Annotated in this window: 13 protein-coding genes, 1 tRNA gene and 1 pseudogene; 8 read left to right on the top strand and 7 right to left on the bottom strand. The window is 61.5% G+C overall.

Going from position 1 to position 16470, the window contains the following annotated elements; translation table 11 throughout:
* Positions 1-686: 686 nt before the first annotated feature.
* From AAHA39_RS19125 to AAHA39_RS19150, 6 genes are all read left to right on the top strand, one after another.
* A complete protein-coding gene (locus AAHA39_RS19125; protein WP_033115308.1) occupies positions 687-1610 on the top strand; it encodes a LysR family transcriptional regulator in 924 nt (307 codons plus the stop codon).
* Between the two features lie 135 nt (positions 1611-1745).
* Positions 1746-2873: an ABC transporter substrate-binding protein gene (locus AAHA39_RS19130; RefSeq protein WP_033115309.1), complete on the top strand. Its 1128-nt coding sequence runs from the start codon at positions 1746-1748 to the stop codon at positions 2871-2873.
* A 44-nt stretch (positions 2874-2917) separates the two neighbouring features.
* Complete coding sequence (locus tag AAHA39_RS19135) at positions 2918-3916, top strand: ABC transporter ATP-binding protein (RefSeq protein ID WP_320656637.1); 999 nt, start codon at positions 2918-2920, stop codon at positions 3914-3916.
* Positions 3913-4866, top strand: coding sequence for an ABC transporter permease (locus tag AAHA39_RS19140; RefSeq protein WP_041210698.1), 954 nt, complete (start codon positions 3913-3915; stop codon positions 4864-4866). The genes AAHA39_RS19135 and AAHA39_RS19140 overlap by 4 nt, the downstream gene beginning before the upstream one ends.
* The gene (locus AAHA39_RS19145; RefSeq protein ID WP_033115312.1) at positions 4856-5653 is read left to right on the top strand and encodes an ABC transporter permease; all 798 of its coding nucleotides are present in this window, start codon (positions 4856-4858) and stop codon (positions 5651-5653) included. Before AAHA39_RS19140 ends, AAHA39_RS19145 begins: the two co-directional genes overlap by 11 nt.
* Positions 5654-5672: 19 nt before the next feature.
* Entirely contained in the window at positions 5673-7103 is a 1431-nt protein-coding gene (locus AAHA39_RS19150; protein WP_320656638.1) for a gamma-aminobutyraldehyde dehydrogenase, read from the top strand.
* A 127-nt stretch (positions 7104-7230) separates the two neighbouring features.
* On the opposite strand, the gene ychF is transcribed toward AAHA39_RS19150, so the two are convergent.
* From ychF to lolB, 7 genes and pseudogenes are all read right to left on the bottom strand, one after another.
* Positions 7231-8322 (bottom strand): redox-regulated ATPase YchF, encoded by a 1092-nt coding sequence (gene ychF, locus AAHA39_RS19155; protein ID WP_033115314.1) that lies wholly within the window; start codon positions 8320-8322, stop codon positions 7231-7233.
* A gap of 61 nt (positions 8323-8383) precedes the next feature.
* Complete coding sequence (pth, locus tag AAHA39_RS19160; RefSeq protein ID WP_033115315.1) at positions 8384-8974, bottom strand: aminoacyl-tRNA hydrolase; 591 nt, start codon at positions 8972-8974, stop codon at positions 8384-8386.
* A gap of 193 nt (positions 8975-9167) precedes the next feature.
* Complete coding sequence (locus AAHA39_RS19165) at positions 9168-11156, bottom strand: bifunctional metallophosphatase/5'-nucleotidase (RefSeq protein ID WP_320656639.1); 1989 nt, start codon at positions 11154-11156, stop codon at positions 9168-9170.
* Positions 11157-11256: 100 nt separating this feature from the next.
* On the bottom strand, positions 11257-12204 hold the full coding sequence (locus AAHA39_RS19170) for a ribose-phosphate pyrophosphokinase (protein WP_005343846.1): 948 nt from the start codon (positions 12202-12204) through the stop codon (positions 11257-11259).
* A gap of 186 nt (positions 12205-12390) precedes the next feature.
* Positions 12391-12465: transfer RNA gene (locus AAHA39_RS19175), tRNA-Gln, on the bottom strand.
* A pseudogene (gene ispE, locus AAHA39_RS19180) lies at positions 12445-13315 on the bottom strand (4-(cytidine 5'-diphospho)-2-C-methyl-D-erythritol kinase). The gene AAHA39_RS19175 and the pseudogene ispE overlap by 21 nt, the downstream one beginning before the upstream one ends.
* Positions 13315-13893: a lipoprotein insertase outer membrane protein LolB gene (gene lolB / locus AAHA39_RS19185; RefSeq protein WP_071913145.1), complete on the bottom strand. Its 579-nt coding sequence runs from the start codon at positions 13891-13893 to the stop codon at positions 13315-13317. Before lolB ends, ispE begins: the two are co-directional and overlap by 1 nt.
* A gap of 126 nt (positions 13894-14019) precedes the next feature.
* Here lolB and hemA point away from each other — a divergent pair, with 126 nt between their 5' ends.
* Both hemA and prfA read left to right on the top strand, forming a co-directional pair.
* Complete coding sequence (gene hemA / locus AAHA39_RS19190; RefSeq protein WP_042030053.1) at positions 14020-15276, top strand: glutamyl-tRNA reductase; 1257 nt, start codon at positions 14020-14022, stop codon at positions 15274-15276.
* Between the two features lie 55 nt (positions 15277-15331).
* Complete coding sequence (prfA, locus tag AAHA39_RS19195) at positions 15332-16420, top strand: peptide chain release factor 1 (protein WP_033115320.1); 1089 nt, start codon at positions 15332-15334, stop codon at positions 16418-16420.
* Positions 16421-16470: the final 50 nt, after the last annotated feature.

The following is a 16470-nucleotide window of genomic DNA, read 5'->3' on the forward strand; positions in this document are numbered from 1 at the left end:
ACCTGTGACCCCCGCATTATGAGTGCGATGCTCTAACCAACTGAGCTACATAGCCAACCTTGCTTCCGGTGAGTCGTCACCTCGTCACCGTGCGGGCCGAATTATGCGTATCTGGCTCTGGGGCGTCAACCATTTTTTTGCCAGAAAAACTCAATTTGAGTGCGTTTGGCCAGTTATTGGTCTCTGTTGCGCAAAAGCCCAACAATCTGCATTTTTTTACGTCATCTCCTGCTTTGGTGTAACGGCAAAAGATAAAAAGGGAGGCTCGTGAGGGTTGCCTTGTCATAGGGGAGAGAGGAGAGGAAAGGGGGCTGCCACTGGGAGAGAAGAGTGTTTGGCTCCTTTCTATGTCGTCCAGCTGCTACTTTTTAAATCAATATGTTATTCGATGGTCACTCACGGCAGCGTTGTCTTGTGGGGATTTGCCGCTACAAACGGGTCAATAGGGAGATTTTTGACATGCCACTGACATTTCAAAGGCGCTTTTTGCGGTTTTGAGTGCTGCCAGCGTAGCCGCGCTCCCCGATTGCAATATGGGTTGTTGTCATTTGAGTTCTATATAAGGGGTTCTGGCCGACAAGCCGGGAGTGAACGTCATTTTTGCGAGCTGTCTCACCCCTCTTTCCCCTGACGCAACCCGGTCAAGTCGGTAAGCTTGGCAGAGTTACCAAAGGCAAGGACGCCCGATGAACTTCACTTTTCGCCAGATCCGCTATTTCGTGGCCGTTGCCGACAGTCTGTCGGTCAGCCGCGCAGCCCAGGAGCTGCACATCTCCCAGTCCGCCGTCACCGGCGCCATTCGCGAGCTGGAGGAGGGGGTTGGCGCCACCCTGTTCGAGCGTGGCCCGCGCGGGGTGACGCTCACCCCTCAGGGTCACCAGTTTCTGCTCCATGCCCGGCGCATCCTTGGCGCCATGAGCGATGCGGCCCATTCTCTCAAAGGAACCGCACGGGAAGAGGAGGGTAGTCTCACCATTGGTGTCACCAGTCTGGTGGCGGGTTACTACCTCTCCGATGCCCTCGGCCGCTTTCGCCGCCTCTTTCCGGCTGTGCATATAGAAGTGAAAGAGGATGAGCAGGCGTTTCTCGAGCACCAGCTGGTCAATGGCGAGATCGATGTGGGGCTCTTGATGACCAACCGCACCATCCGCCACGAGGCGTTCGATACCGAGCTGCTGACCCGCTCACCGCTGCGGCTCTGGCTGCCGGTCAACCATCCTCTCTGCGCCCAGCCCTCCATCTCGTTGACCGAACTGGCCAACGAGCCGCTCATCGCCCTCACTGCCGACCAGATGGAGCAGGTGATTCAGGCTGGACTGCGTCGTTATGGCTTGCGGCCGCGCATCGTGCTGCGCACCGGTTCGGTGGAGGCGGTACGCAGTCTGGTGACCAGCCATCTTGGTCTGGCCCTGCTGCCGGATTTTGCCTATCGCCCCTGGTCGCTGGAGCAGGAGCGGGTGGAGGCGCGGGAGATCAAGGAGCCGATCCCCGCCATCGATATCGGGCTGGTGTGGCGACGTGGCTCGCGTCTGCCGTGGGCGGCGCGCGAGTTTATTGAAATAGCCAAGGAGCAGGGGCGGCTGCGCGCCCGGCTCGGGCCGGCCAGATAGGGTTCATACGACGTCGCTATCACTTTTACTGATAGCTTGGCCCCTGAAAATTGAAATTCTCATTGCTCTCTCCTTCCCCTACGCTCACTCAAGCGTTAACAGGATGTTAATTCACTACTGGAGAAGGAGATCACCATGAGACTGACCGCACTCTGTCTCGGATTGCTGGCGTCGTCCCTGCCGCTGCACGCAGCGCAGAAAGGGGAGGGACAGGTCGACATCGTCGCCTGGGCCGGCTACGTGGAGCGGGGCGAAACCGACAAGAACTACGACTGGGTGACCGGTTTCGAGCAGGCTACCGGCTGCAAGGTGACGGTCAAGACCGCCGCCACGTCGGACGAGATGGTCGCCCTGATGAATGAAGGGGGCTTCGATCTGGTGACCGCCTCGGGAGATGCCAGTCTGCGGCTCATCGCCGGTGGCAAGGTGCAACCCCTCGATCTGTCGCGCATCCCCAGCTGGAGCAAGGTGGATCCCCGTCTGCAAAATGCCCCCTGGCACACGGTGAACGGCAAGCACTACGGCGTGCCCTACCAGTGGGGCTCCAACGTCCTGATGTACAACACAAAGGTATTCCCCAAGGCGCCCGACTCCTGGTCCGTGGTGTTCGAAGCCCAGACTCTGCCCGATGGCAAGCCCAACAAGGGGCGCATTCAGGCCTTTGATGGCCCCATCTATATTGCCGACGCCGCTCTCTATCTGATGACGCACAAGCCGGAGCTGGGGATCAAGGATCCCTATGAGCTGAACGAGGATCAGTACAAGGCTGCGCTGGAGTTGCTGCGCCAGCAACGGCAGCTGGTCGGTCGCTACTGGCACGACGCCTTCGTGCAGATCGACGACTTCAAGAATGAAGGGGTGGTGGCGTCGAGTTCCTGGCCGTTTCAGGCCAATACGCTGGCCGCGGACAAGCAGCCGGTCGCCACCGTGGTGCCCAAAGAGGGGGTCACCGGCTGGGCCGATACCACCATGCTGCACGCCGAAGCCAAACACCCGGTTTGTGCCTATCAGTGGCTCGAACACTCCCTCGACAACAAGCTGCAGGGAGATCTCGCCTCCTGGTTTGGTTCCGTGCCTGTGGTTCCTGCGGCTTGTCAGGGTAATGCCCTGCTCGGCGCCGAAGGGTGCAAGACCAACGGGGCTGACAACTTCGCCCGGGTGCACTTCTGGCGTACCCCGGTCAGCCAGTGCAAGAGCCAGGGTACCTGCGTCCCTTATTACCGCTGGGTCTCCGATTACATCGCCATTCTTGGCGGCCGCTGACACGTCCGGGCCGGCTTGCCGGCCCCTCACTCTGGAGTCAATTCATGCACGCAGTTCAGTTTGAACGGGTGAGCCGTCACTATGGCGCCGTCAAGGCGGTGGACGAGGTGTCGCTGGCCATTGCGCCGGGGGAGTTCTTCTCCCTGCTAGGGCCGAGCGGTTCCGGCAAGACCACCTGTCTGCGGATGCTGGCCGGGTTCGAGTACCCGACCGGTGGCACCATCCGCCTCTTTGGCGAGGAGTGCTCGACGCGTCCACCTTACGAGCGCCCACTCAATACCGTTTTTCAGGATTACGCCCTCTTTCCCAACATGAATGTGCGGGACAACATCGCCTACGGGCTGATGATCAAGGGGATCGACAAGGTCACCCGCCACCGCCGCGCCGACGAGATGCTCGAACTGGTGCGCCTGCCCGGGGTGGGGGATCGCCGGCCGGGCCAGCTCTCCGGTGGTCAGCGCCAGCGCATCGCCATCGCGCGGGCCCTCATCAACCAGCCGCGGGTGCTGCTGCTGGATGAACCGCTCGGCGCCCTCGATCTCAAGCTGCGCGAGCAGATGCAGCTCGAACTCAAGGCGCTGCAGCGCCAGCTCGGCATCACCTTTATCTTCGTGACCCACGATCAGCAGGAGGCGCTCTCCATGAGCGATCGCATCTGTATTTTCAATCAGGGTCGCATCGAGCAGGTCGCCTCTCCCGAGACCATCTACGACACGCCAGAGACCCCCTTTGTGGCCCGCTTTGTCGGCAGCGTCAACCTGTTCGAAGGGGAGGCCGCCCGTCGTCTCACCGGCCAGAGCGGTCAGGTGATGGTGCGCCCGGAGCGGATCCGCCTCGCCACGGCCGGAGTGCCCGGCTGGTCCGGCGAGGTGCGCGAGGTGGAGTATCTCGGCCCCTATGTGCGCTACCGGGTGCGCATCGACAGTGATATCGAACTCATCGTCAACCACCCCAACGAGGGACAGGCACGCCTGCCGCTCGGGGAGCGGGTCTCGCTGAGCTGGGCGGCGCCTGCTGTGCATGCTCTGGGAGCGACCCCATGAACAGTGCGAGTCTGACCATGCCAACCGTGCTTCCCCGTGCGCCGCTGCGTCGGCGTCTCTCGAACCTGCTTTATGGCCGCTCCGGTCTGCTGCTGGGGATCCTGCTCGGGCCGCCGCTCATCTGGCTTGGCCTTATCTATGCCGGCTCCCTGCTGATGCTGCTCTCCAACTCCTTCTTCGGGCTCGACGAGTTCAGCGGCCAGATCCGCCACGAGTTCACCTGGCAGAACTTTATCGATCTGGCGCGCCCCGAAAACCGGGATGTGATCCTGCGTACCGTGGTCATGTCCTTGCTGGTGACGCTGGCCTGCGCCCTGATCGCCTTTCCGATTGCCTATTACATGGCGCGCTACACCAGAGGGCGGCAGCGGGCTTTTTTCTATATCGCCATCATGCTGCCGCTCTGGTCGAGCTATCTGGTGCGGGTCTACGCCTGGAAGCTGATCCTCGCCAAGGAGGGGGCGGTGAACTGGCTGGCGGGTCAGCTGGGGCTGGACGGGGTGTTGCAGGCGCTGCTCAGCCTGCCGGAAATTGGCGGCCCCTCGTTGTCATTCTCACGGATCGGCACCTTTATCGTCTTCGTCTATGTCTGGCTCCCCTTCATGATCCTGCCCATTCAGGCGGCCGTGGAGCGGATCCCTCTCTCCCTCATCGAGGCGAGCGCCGATCTCGGGGCCACTCCCGGGCAGACCTTTCGTACCCTGCTGCTGCCGCTGGCGCTGCCGGGGGTAGTGGCCGGCTCCATCTTCACCTTCTCGCTGACCCTTGGCGACTACATCATCCCGGGCATTATCGGCAACTCCACCCTCTACATCGGTCAGGTGGTCTACATGCAGCAGGGAACGGCGGGCAACCTGCCTTTCGCTGCGGCCTTTTCGCTGGTGCCCATCCTCATCATCGCCGTCTATCTGATGGTGGCAAAACGTCTGGGGGCTTTCGATGCGCTTTGATCAACCGGGTCGTACCCTGCGGGTAGCCGCTTACGGCGGGCTCGCCTTCCTGCACTTTCCGATCCTCTTTATCTTTCTCTATGCCTTCACCACCGAGAGCAAGAGTTACCAGTTCCCGCCGCCGGGCTTTACCCTCCACTGGGTTGCGGTGACCTTCGAACGGCCCGATGTCTGGCGCGCCATCCAGCTCTCGCTGGAGGTGGCGAGCCTTGCCACTCTGGTTGCCCTGCTGTTGGGGACGCTGGCAGCCGCCGCCATCGCCCGCAGCCGCTTCTTCGGTCAGGAGATGGTCTCGCTGATGCTGATCCTGCCTATCGCCCTGCCGGGGATAGTGACCGGTCTGGCGCTGCGTTCGGCCTACGGTGCGCTGGAGATCCCCTTCAGCTTCTGGACCATCGTCATCGGCCACGCCACCTTCTGCGTGGTGGTGGTCTACAACAATGCGCTGGCCCGTTTTCGCCGAACCAACCGCTCGCTTATCGAGGCATCGATGGATCTCGGGGCCGACGGTTTCCAGACCGTGCGATACGTCATTCTGCCCAACATCGCCACAGCGCTGCTGGCGGGGGGCATGCTGGCCTTTGCCCTCAGTTTTGACGAGGTGATCGTCACCACCTTTACCGCCGGCCAGCAGACCACGCTGCCCATCTGGATGTATCAGGAGCTGATCCGGCCGCGAGATCGCCCGGTCACCAACGTGGTTGCCCTTATCATCGTCGCCGTCACCACGGTGCCGATCCTGCTCGCCTATTACCTGACCCGCGATGGCAACGACGCCGTGCGCTAATTACCAAGGAAGGTTATTCATGAACATTTCGACCCAGCAACTTATCGACGGCCAGTTTGTAACAGGGGAGGGCCCGAGCGAACCGGTACTCAACCCCGCGACCGGTGAGCTGATTGTCCAGCTGCCGGAGGCCTCCTTCGAGCAGGTGAGCCGCGCCGTCAACGCCGCCCAGCGTGCTTTTGGCTCCTGGCGTCACACCACGCCGGCGACCCGCAGCAACCTGCTGCTGCGCCTTGCTGCCGCCATCGAGGAGCGGGCCGAGGCCTTCGCAGCCATCGAGTCCCTCAACTGCGGCAAGCCTTATGCCGCCGTGCTGGGTGACGAGCTGCCGGCGGTGGTCGACTGCTTCCGATTCTTTGCCGGAGCGGCCCGCTGTCTGCACGGCCCGCTGGCAGGCGAATACCTCGACGGTCACACCAGCATGATCCGCCGCGATCCCATCGGGGTGGTGGGCAGCATCGCCCCCTGGAACTATCCGCTGATGATGGCCGCCTGGAAGATTGCCCCCGTGCTGGCGGCCGGCAATACGGTGGTGCTCAAGCCATCGGAGCAGACCCCGCTGAGCGCCCTGCTGCTGGCGGAGATTGCCAGCGAGATCTTCCCGCGCGGGGTGATCAACATCATCTGCGGCCGTGGCGAGAGTGTGGGGGCGCCGATGGTGGAGCATCCGCTGGTGCGGATGGTGTCGCTCACCGGCGATATCGCCACCGGCCAGAAGATCCTGCAGAGCGCGGCGCGCACCATGAAGCGCACCCATCTCGAACTGGGTGGCAAGGCGCCGGTCATCATCTTTGACGATGCGGATCTCGATGCGGTGGTGGCTGGCATTCGCACCTTCGGTTTCTACAATGCCGGACAGGATTGCACCGCCGCCTGCCGCATCTATGTGCAGAACAAGTTGCACGACCGCTTCGTCGCCGCCCTGACCGATGCCGTCTCCTCCATCAAGGTGGGTACCCAGCATGAAGAGGGGGTCGAGATGGGGCCGCTTATCTCCGATCGCCAGCGCCATCGGGTGGCGAGCTTTGTCGAACGGGCCGTCACCAGCGGCCATATGGAGGTGACTACCGGCGGGCGGATGCGCCCCGGCAGCGGCTTCTTCTACGAGCCGACCCTGATTGTGGGGGCCCGTCAGGAAGACGAGATCGTGCGCCGCGAAGTGTTCGGCCCCGTGGTGTCGGTGACCCGTTTCAGCGATGCCGAGCAGGTCGTGCAGTGGGCCAACGACTCCGACTATGGCTTGGCCTCCTCGGTCTGGACCCGGGATCTGGGGCTGGCCCACAAGGTGGCGGCGGGGCTTCAGTATGGCTGCACCTGGATCAACACCCACTTCATGCTGGCCACCGAGATGCCTCACGGCGGGATGAAGATGTCCGGTTACGGCAAGGACCTCTCCCTCTATGCGCTGGAGGATTACACGGTACCGCGCCACATCATGGTCAAGCTCTAGCAATCGGCTCTGAGCCACGGCCTGGTGAAAGTGGCAAGGCCGCGTTGCAATGCGCAAAAGAAAAAGCCCATCCGTTGCCGGATGGGCTTTTTGTCGTCCCGGGCCGCAAACTGCGGCCAGTGCAGGATTACACGTTGAACAGGAAGTTCATGATATCGCCATCTTTGACGATGTAGTCCTTGCCTTCGGCGCGCATCTTGCCCGCTTCTTTGGCGCCCTGCTCACCCTTGTAGGTGATGAAGTCTTCAAAGGCGATGGTCTGGGCACGGATAAAGCCCTTCTCGAAGTCGGTGTGGATCTTGCCAGCCGCTTGCGGGGCAGTAGCGCCGACCGGAATGGTCCATGCTCGCACCTCTTTCACGCCTGCGGTGAAGTAGGTCTGCAGGTTCAGCAGCTGGTAGCCGGAGCGGATAACACGGTTCAGACCCGGCTCTTCGATGCCAAGGTCGGCCATGAACTCGGCGCGATCTTCGTCGTCCAGCTCGGCGATGTCAGCTTCGATGGCGCAACAGACGACCACGACAACCGCGTTCTCGGCGGCAGCGATCTCGCGCACCTTGTCCAGATAGGGGTTGTTCTCGAAACCATCTTCCGCCACGTTGGCGATGTACATGGTGGGTTTGAGGGTCAGGAAGTTGAGGTGGCTGACAGCGGCCAGCTCTTCCTTGTCCAGCTTCATGCCGCGGATCATCTGGCCGTTTTCCAGCGCGACCTTGATCTTCTCCAGGGTTTCGACTTCCAGCTTGGCATCCTTGTCGCCGCCCTTGGCGCGCTTGGACTGGCGGTGAATGGCGCGCTCGCAGGCGTCCAGATCCGACAGGGCCAGCTCGGTGTTGATCACTTCGATGTCGTCGGCAGGGGAGACCTTGCCGGCAACGTGGATGATGTTTTCGTCGTCGAAGCAGCGCACAACGTGGCCGATCGCTTCGGTTTCACGGATGTTGGCCAGGAACTGGTTGCCCAGACCTTCACCCTTGGAGGCACCGGCTACCAGACCGGCGATGTCCACAAATTCCATGGTGGTAGGCACAACGCGCTGCGGATTGATGATGGCCGCCAGCTGATCGAGGCGCGGGTCCGGCATCGGTACTACACCTGTGTTCGGCTCGATGGTGCAGAACGGGAAGTTGGCGGCTTCGATACCGGCCTTGGTCAGCGCGTTGAACAGGGTGGATTTGCCTACATTGGGCAGGCCCACGATACCGCATTTAAAACCCATGGATTGTTACCTTACTTGATGGATGCTGTGAGGCTCGCCCGCAGGCGGCCCGTGTCATGCTTTATTCGGCCTTGAAGCTGTGCAGCCGGTTCATGGCCTTGGTCATATCTTGTTTGAACAGGATGTCGGTGGCACGCAGGGACTCGTCCAGTGCGGCATCGATCAGGTTCTGTTCACTGCTGGGCGCCTTGGTCAGTACGAAGCCGGCGACCAGCTCCTTGGCTCCGGGATGGCCGATCCCGAGGCGCAGCCGGAAGAAGTTATTGTTGTTGCCCATCTTGGCGATGATGTCCTTGAGGCCGTTATGGCCGCCGTGACCACCGCCCTGCTTGAACTTGGCGATACCCGGGGGCAGATCCAGTTCATCATGGGCCACCAGAATCGCTTCCGGCTCAATCTGATAAAAACGTGCCAGAGCGGCGACCGCCTTGCCGGAGAGGTTCATGTAGGTGTTCGGGATGAGCAGTCGCACATCCTGCCCATCAACCAGAATGCGGGCCGTGTGGCCGAAGAACTTGGGCTCTTCGCGCAGGCTGACATTGTGCCAGCGGGCCAGTTGCTCCACATACCAGGCGCCCGCATTGTGGCGGGTTTTGGCATATTCCGGGCCGGGATTGCCCAGTCCGACGATCAGTTTGATTTGGCTTGTCACGCTTGATGTCTTCACTCGCAGCTGCCATGGGCACACTACCCAGGGCAATAGGACGCAATATTCTAGCCGCCGAGTGGCGATCACTCAACCAATGTGCATGTTATGGCGGGATTTGAGCGATTTTGGCGGCCAATGGATGACAAACGGGCCTCTTGCGAGAGGCCCGTTCTCTGTCGATTTGCTGATGACCCGGTTATTTGGCGCGCAGCAGGGTGACAGTTTCCTCATCCAGCGCGGTCAGGGTGGGGCGGGCATCGCGCACATACTCGACGAAGGAGACGGCGTCGGTGCCGCAATCGACCCCAGCAGCCTTGCAGTCGAGGGATTTGCCCGGGGCATAGACGGCGCCGAGCAACTCGCCGTTTTGTGCCACTTTGAGCACCGGGAAGGCGGTCAGCTTGCCGCTGACGCTGGCGATGTCGACCCGCTCGCTCTTCTGACGTTGGGCATTGGCCAGCGCCTGCCAGCCGTCGTTGCCGTTGGCGCTGTAGGCGTTCATCACCACGCGATAGCGCTGGCTATCCACCAGATCCTGCCACTCGCCGCTAGCCGTCTTGTGCTGCAACTGGGTCAGGGTGCCCGCCTTGCCTGGGTTGGTCTCCTGGAAGGTGTAGCGCAGGTGGCCACCATAGGGGAACTTGCCGGCATGGGCGCTGGCGGGCAAGGTGGCGGTGATGGTCTCGGTCAGCAGGGCACGCACCTCGGCGCCGGTCAGGGTCAGCACCGCGAGCTGGTTCTTGAACGGCAGCAGGGTGAGGGCGCTGTCCCCCTCGCGCCACTCGCCGGCCGGCAGCTCGGCGCGCACGCCACCCACCGCTACCAGGGCGAAGTCGACCGGACCACCGGTCAGGGCCTGAACGGCCGGAGTATTGGCCCAGTAGAACTCCCCTTCGGCAACCAGCGGTGCCACGTCGGAGCCGTGGTTGTCGCTGCCGTTGTCGCCGGGGCGACGGGCATTTTGCAACTGCTCGGGGATAGTGCCGATCACCGGGCCATAGGCCTTTTCCAGCGCCGGTTTGTAGTGGCTGTCGATGATGCCGCGCAGGCGGGGATCTTCATCCACGGTAACCAGATTGGGCTGGTTGTCGACGAACTGGCTCGCCTCCTTGCTGCGGTTTTCGTCGAGGGGCTGCTTGCGCGCCGCATCGGCGAAAAAGTCGCGGCTGGCCAGCAGGCTGTTGTGGCCCTGACAGTCGGTCACATGACCCTGACCATCAAAGCTCACCTGAGCCAGACCAATGGCCTGGGCGTAGGAGCCAGCTTGCACCACGCAGGTCTTGCCGATGCCGTCCGGGTTGGTCACCAGCTTGGCGTATTCGCCGGTGTTGCCCCAGCCGATATTGCGAAAATCGCCGAGCAGGCTGTGGGAGTGACCGCCGACGATGGCATCAATGCCATTTACCTTGGCGGCCAGCGCCAGATCCCGCTCGTTGCCGATGTGGGTGAGCGCCACGATCTGGTGGATCCCCTTGGCTTGCAGCATATCCACCGTGGCCTGGGCCGATTCAACCTCTTTGGCAAAGCGCAGCTTGCCGACGTTGGGCGCTATGTTGCCCATATCTTCCAGCACCAGACCGATGACGGCGACCAGCTGTTTGCCTTGCGGCAGGTTGTTGATGTCGGTGACCGGGCTCTTCTGGTTGCCATCAAAGGCGTAGACAGTGAAAGGCTTGAGATTGGCCACCTTGCTGAGGGCGGGATCGGCCTTGGTATCGAGATTGGCGGCCAGCACCGGGAAGTTGACCCCCTTGATGAAGCGGGCCAGCTTCTGGTTGTCGAGATCGAATTCGTGGTTGCCAAGGGCCATGGCATCGAGGCCGAACTGGTTGAGCAGCTCGGCGTTGGCCATCCCCTCGTTGAGCTTGAAGTAGCCGCTGCCCTGCCAGGCATCGCCGCCGTGCAGCAGCAGCATGGCGTGGTTCTGGGCCAGTGCATCGGCCTGATAGGCCTTGGCCATGGTCAGCAGCCGCGGGTAGCCGCCAAAACGGGTGTAGAGGGTATCGGTCTCTCCCTCCTGGGCAAAGATATGCCCCTTCAGCTCGGCGTTGACCGGGTCAAACTGGGAGTGGGTATCGTTCATGTGAGCCAGTGTCAGCACGAAGGGCTGATTTTCTTTGGCAGGCTGACAGGCGAAGAGGGCGGAGGTCAGGGTCGCAAGCAGGAGGGGGCGCAAGCCATTCATGGGTAAATCCTTAACACCTGCCACAGGCAGGGTCGTACATATAGCCGGGTCTAGAAAGACGAAAACCGCCTGATGGCGGTTTTCGTTATTGCTGAATCTATCAATGCTCAAACATGGCAGAGATGGACTCTTCGTTGCTGATGCGACGAATGGCTTCTGCCAGAACAGTCGAGAGGGTCAGCTGTTTGACTTTGCCAACTGCCTTCATCTCCGCGGTGAGCGGGATGGAGTCAGTGATGATCAGTTCGTCGATCACGGAGTTCTTGATGTTCTCGACGGCAGAACCGGAGAAGACCGGGTGGGTAGCGTAGGCGAATACACGCTTGGCACCGCGCTCTTTCAGGGCTTCTGCTGCTTTGCACAGAGTGCCGCCGGTATCGATCATGTCGTCAACGATGATGCAGTCGCGGCCGGCAACGTCACCGATCAGGTGCATGACCTGGGAGACGTTCGGGCGGGGACGACGCTTGTCGATGATGGCGATGTCGGTATCGTCCAGCAGCTTGGCGATGGCGCGGGCGCGCACTACGCCGCCGATGTCCGGCGATACGACGACAGGGGACTCGAGGTTCTTGGACTTCATGTCTTCGAGCAGCACCGGGCTACCGAATACGTTGTCTACCGGAACGTCGAAGAAGCCCTGGATTTGCTCGGCATGCAGGTCAACGGTCAGCACGCGATCCACACCCACGCTGGAGAGGAAGTCAGCGACAACCTTGGCGGTGATGGGCACACGGGCGGAGCGGACACGACGGTCCTGACGGGCATAACCAAAATAGGGGATTACGGCAGTGATACGGCCAGCTGAAGCACGACGCAGTGCATCCACCATGACGATCAATTCCATCAAATTGTCGTTGGTCGGGGCACAGGTGGATTGAATGATGAAGATATCGCCACCACGTACATTCTCGTTGATCTGTACGCTGATCTCGCCGTCGCTAAAGCGACCTACGGCAGCATTGCCGAGTTTGATAAACAGGCGATCTGCGATCTTCTGGGCTAGTTCCGGCGTTGCGTTACCAGCAAACAGCTTCATGTCAGGCACGGTTTGAAACCTCGGGGTTGCATCCAGTATGTGGGGGAGTCTGAAATCAGACCCTTATCGTTTTGGGGCAAACGATTTAGCCAGACAACGAGCAAGGGATTAGCCGCATCGGGATGGCAGAAGGGGGGTGAGCCCTGCGACGTGGGCGAGCACGACATCGCCCGCGTCACTGCCATCAGATCAAATTGGCTGGGGTACTAGGATTCGAACCTAGGGATGGCGAGATCAAAACCCGCTGCCTTACCGCTTGGCGATACCCCAATCATTTGAATTGTTGCAAAGTAGCGAGGAGTGGTGATATGTTCTCGCCCTTGGCGACAAACCCATCCAGCCCCTTCGGCACTCTGGCCAACACTTCCCGAGCAGTCACTTCGTCTTCAAACTGAGCAAAGACGCAGGCTCCTGTGCCCGTCATTCTTGACGGCGCGTATTCTAGCAACCAGCCGAGCGCATTGGCAACCTCGGGGTGGCGCTTTTTCACGAGTGCTTCGCAATCGTTTTTCCACTCCCCCTCCATCAGGTTGTGCAAAGCCATCTTCGGAGTGGCCCTGGGCAGGTCCGGATCCTGGAACACGACAGCGGTTGCCACATGGCAATCCGGCTTGAGCACCAGATACCATGACTCGGGCAATTCGACCGGTTGCAGCCGCTCGCCCACCCCCTCGGCAAAGGCCGCCCGGCCACGGACAAAGACCGGCACATCGGCCCCCAGCTGCACGCCAAGCGCTGCCAGTTCATCTTCGTCAAGACCAGCCTGCCAGAGGTGGTTAAGCGCCACCAGCGTGGTGGCCGCATCGGACGAGCCGCCGCCGATGCCGCCACCCATGGGCAGCACCTTCTCCAGCCGGATATGGGCTCCCTGCGGGCTCGGCAGCTTTGCCTGCAGCAGGCGGGCGGCACGGATGATGAGGTTCTGTTCATCAGGTACGCCGGGAATGGCCGGGCTCAGGGTGAGGGTGTCGCTATCTGGAATCACCTCGAATTCGAGCCAGTCACCGTGGTTGAGGAAGATGAACAGGGTTTGCAGCTCGTGGTAGCCATCCGGACGACGGCCATTGACGTGCAGGAACAGGTTGAGTTTGGCCGGTGCTGGCCAGCGTATGGAAGCCATTAGCGTGCAAGAGTCCATTGGTTGATCTGAAGCTTGAGGCGGCTGCCCTGACCGGTCATGGTCAGCTGGTGGGGCAGGCGGTAGCCATCCTGATCCCGGTAGTCGCCATAGACGATCTGCCACTGGCCATCGCGGACGCGGGCCAGACTGCTGTCGGGGTTGAGCTCGAAGTCGGCCTCGCCCGGTAGCCCCTTGATCCACTCCGGCAGACCGGCGACCGGAATGTTCCAGCCGGTGAGCTGATAGATAAGCCCTTCGGCATCCTGGCTCTGGTGACGCTTGCCCTCGCTGTCGATCAGGGTGATTTCGCCCTTGCTGCGGGAGAGCTCGAGAATGCTGGTGCCGATCAGGCTGGTGAGGTTGAGCCGATAATCATCGCCATCCTGCTGCCAGTTGAGGCGGGCGCTGCCCTTTTGCTGGGGGGTGATGATGGCCATCTTGCCGGAAAGCTCCCACTGGGTGAGCTGTTCGAGGCGGGTTCGTTCCTGATCCCAGTTGACCTGGGCCCGCTGGGGCTGGGTGGTGGCACAACCGCCAAGGATCAGCAGGCAGGCGAGGGTAAAAATACGTAGCAGCAAGAGAAGGCTCCAGAGAGAGGAATTTGCCACAGTATACGGGGCGGCCGTATTGCTTTTAAAGACTTACCCTTTCTCGTACAATTGGCAGCCTTTGCACCCAGCGTATGAAATGATCGTCGCCCACTCATGAGTTTGCTTGCCCTCGGAATCAACCACAACACCGCCAGTGTCGCCTTGCGGGAGCGGGTCGCCTTTGGCCCGGACTGCATCGATCGCGCCTTGCGTGAGCTGGTGAACCAACCCGGCATCAACGAGGCGGTGATCGTCTCCACCTGCAACCGGACCGAGCTTTACTGCAATCTGGCCGGTGAACAGCAGGGCGAGGTGCTGCGCTGGCTGCAGCAGTTCCACGGGCTGGATGCGGCCGAACTGGTCAGCGCCATCTACCAGCACCATGACGAAGAGGCGGTGCGCCACCTGATGCGGGTGGCGTGCGGGCTCGACTCGCTGGTGCTGGGAGAGCCGCAGATCCTCGGCCAGATCAAGCAATCCTACGCCCATGCCCAGCAGGCGGAGTCGGTGAAGGGGGCGCTGGAGCGGCTGTTCCAGAAATCCTTCTCGGTGGCCAAACGGGTGCGTACTGATACCGAGATTGGCGCGAGCGCCGTATCGGTGGCTTTTGCTGCTGTCAGCCTTGGCCGCCGTATCTTTGCCGATCTCTCCCAGACCAAGGTATTGCTGGTCGGTGCTGGCGAAACCATCGAGCTGGTGGCCCGCCATCTGCGCGAACAGAACGTGACCCAGATGATGGTGGCCAACCGGACGCTGCAACGGGCCCAGACCCTGGCTGCCGAATTTGGCGCCCAGGTGATGACGCTCGAAGAGATCCCCGATTATCTGCACGAGGCGGATATCGTCATCAGCTCGACCGCAAGCCCGTTGCCCATCATCGGCAAGGGGATGGTGGAGCGGGCCCTCAAGGCCCGCCGCTTCAAGCCGATGTTTCTGGTCGATATCGCCGTACCGCGCGACATCGAGGCGGAAGTGGATGAGCTCTCCGACGCCTACCTCTACACGGTGGACGATCTGCAGGGGATCATCGAGCAGAACCTGGAGACCCGCAAACGGGCCGCGGCACAAGCCGAGGTAATCGTGCAGGAGGAGCGCGACGAGTTCATGGGCTGGTATCGCGGCCAGAGCTCGGTTGATCTCATTCGCGACTACCGTCAGCAGTCCCAGCAGGTCGCTGACGAAGAGTTGCAACGTGCCCTGTTGGCACTGGCCCAGGGCGAGAGTGCCGAGCAGGCGCTCAAGGCGATGGCCCATCGCCTCACCAACAAGTTGATCCATGCGCCGACCCAGGCCCTGCGCCAAGCGGCCTCCCAGGGCGACGAGAGTGCGCTGTCCCGTCTGCGGCAGGCACTGGGGTTGTCACAAGAGTAATTTTTCGGGGCTACCATGCTGGTGGTCCCGTCCTCCATTTGAGATTGCAAGAGTTATGAATCCGTCACTAATCAGAAAGCTGGAAGGCCTCATCGAGCGCCACGAAGAAGTTCAGGCCATGCTCGGCGAGCCCGACGTGGTCTCGGATCAGGAGCGCTATCGCGCCCTGACCCGCGAATATGCCCAGCTGGAAGATATCGTTCACGCCTTCCAGCGTTTCCGTCAGGCGCAGGATGATCTGGAGACGACCCAGATGATGCTGGAAGAGGATGATGCCGACCTGCGCGAGATGGCGCAGGAGGAGCTGCCGCTCGCCAAGGCCAATCTGGAGGCGCTGGAGCAGGAGCTGCAAGTGATGCTGCTGCCCAAGGATCCCAAGGATGACAACAACTGCTATCTGGAGATCCGGGCCGGGGCCGGCGGTGATGAAGCGGCCATCTTCGCGGGCGACCTGTTCCGCATGTACTCCCGCTTTGCCGAGCGTCAGGGCTGGCGCGTCTCCATCGTCAGCTGCAACGACGGGGAATATGGCGGTTACAAGGAGGTCATCGCCAAGATCGACGGCGAGCGTGTCTATGGCCGTCTCAAGTTTGAATCCGGTGGTCACCGGGTACAGCGGGTGCCGGAGACCGAATCTCAGGGTCGGGTGCACACCTCCGCCTGTACCGTCGCAGTGCTGCCGGAAGTGCCGGAAGCCGAGCAGATCGAGATCAACCCCTCCGATCTGAAGATCGACACCTTCCGCGCCTCCGGTGCCGGTGGTCAGCACGTCAACAAGACTGACTCGGCCATCCGCATCACCCACCTGCCGACCGGTCTGGTGGTGGAGTGTCAGGACGAGCGCTCCCAGCACAAGAACCGCGCCAAGGCGATGTCGGTACTCTCTGCCCGCCTGCAGGCGGCTGAGGATGAGCGCCATCGCGCCGCCGAGCAGAGCACCCGCCGCAATCTGGTGGGCTCCGGTGATCGTTCCGAGCGCATCCGGACCTACAACTATCCGCAGGGCCGTCTCTCCGAGCACCGTATTAACCTGACCCTGTACCGCCTCTCCGAAATTTTGGAAGGGGATCTGGACTGCGTTATCACCCCGCTGGTGCAGGAGTATCAGGCCGACCAGCTCGCCTCGCTGGCCGAGAGCAATTGATGCAAATGCGGAACCGGCAAGCTCGCATTCAGAACTGCCTGATTAAGGTG

This window comes from Aeromonas sp. SE22 (assembly GCF_038739755.1).
Lineage (GTDB): Bacteria > Pseudomonadota > Gammaproteobacteria > Enterobacterales > Aeromonadaceae > Aeromonas > Aeromonas jandaei.

Excerpts from the sequence above, each read along its gene's own strand:
- ychF (WP_033115314.1), bottom strand. The coding sequence starts at position 8,322 with ATGGGTTTTAAATGCGGTATCGTGGGCCTGCCCAATGTAGGCAAATCC.
- AAHA39_RS19135 (WP_320656637.1), top strand. The coding sequence starts at position 2,918 with ATGCACGCAGTTCAGTTTGAACGGGTGAGCCGTCACTATGGCGCCGTC.
- AAHA39_RS19165 (WP_320656639.1), bottom strand. The coding sequence starts at position 11,156 with ATGAATGGCTTGCGCCCCCTCCTGCTTGCGACCCTGACCTCCGCCCTC.
- AAHA39_RS19150 (WP_320656638.1), top strand. The coding sequence starts at position 5,673 with ATGAACATTTCGACCCAGCAACTTATCGACGGCCAGTTTGTAACAGGG.
- AAHA39_RS19130 (WP_033115309.1), top strand. The coding sequence starts at position 1,746 with ATGAGACTGACCGCACTCTGTCTCGGATTGCTGGCGTCGTCCCTGCCG.
- AAHA39_RS19145 (WP_033115312.1), top strand. The coding sequence starts at position 4,856 with ATGCGCTTTGATCAACCGGGTCGTACCCTGCGGGTAGCCGCTTACGGC.
- AAHA39_RS19125 (WP_033115308.1), top strand. The coding sequence starts at position 687 with ATGAACTTCACTTTTCGCCAGATCCGCTATTTCGTGGCCGTTGCCGAC.
- AAHA39_RS19140 (WP_041210698.1), top strand. The coding sequence starts at position 3,913 with ATGAACAGTGCGAGTCTGACCATGCCAACCGTGCTTCCCCGTGCGCCG.
- prfA (WP_033115320.1), top strand. The coding sequence starts at position 15,332 with ATGAATCCGTCACTAATCAGAAAGCTGGAAGGCCTCATCGAGCGCCAC.
- hemA (WP_042030053.1), top strand. The coding sequence starts at position 14,020 with ATGAGTTTGCTTGCCCTCGGAATCAACCACAACACCGCCAGTGTCGCC.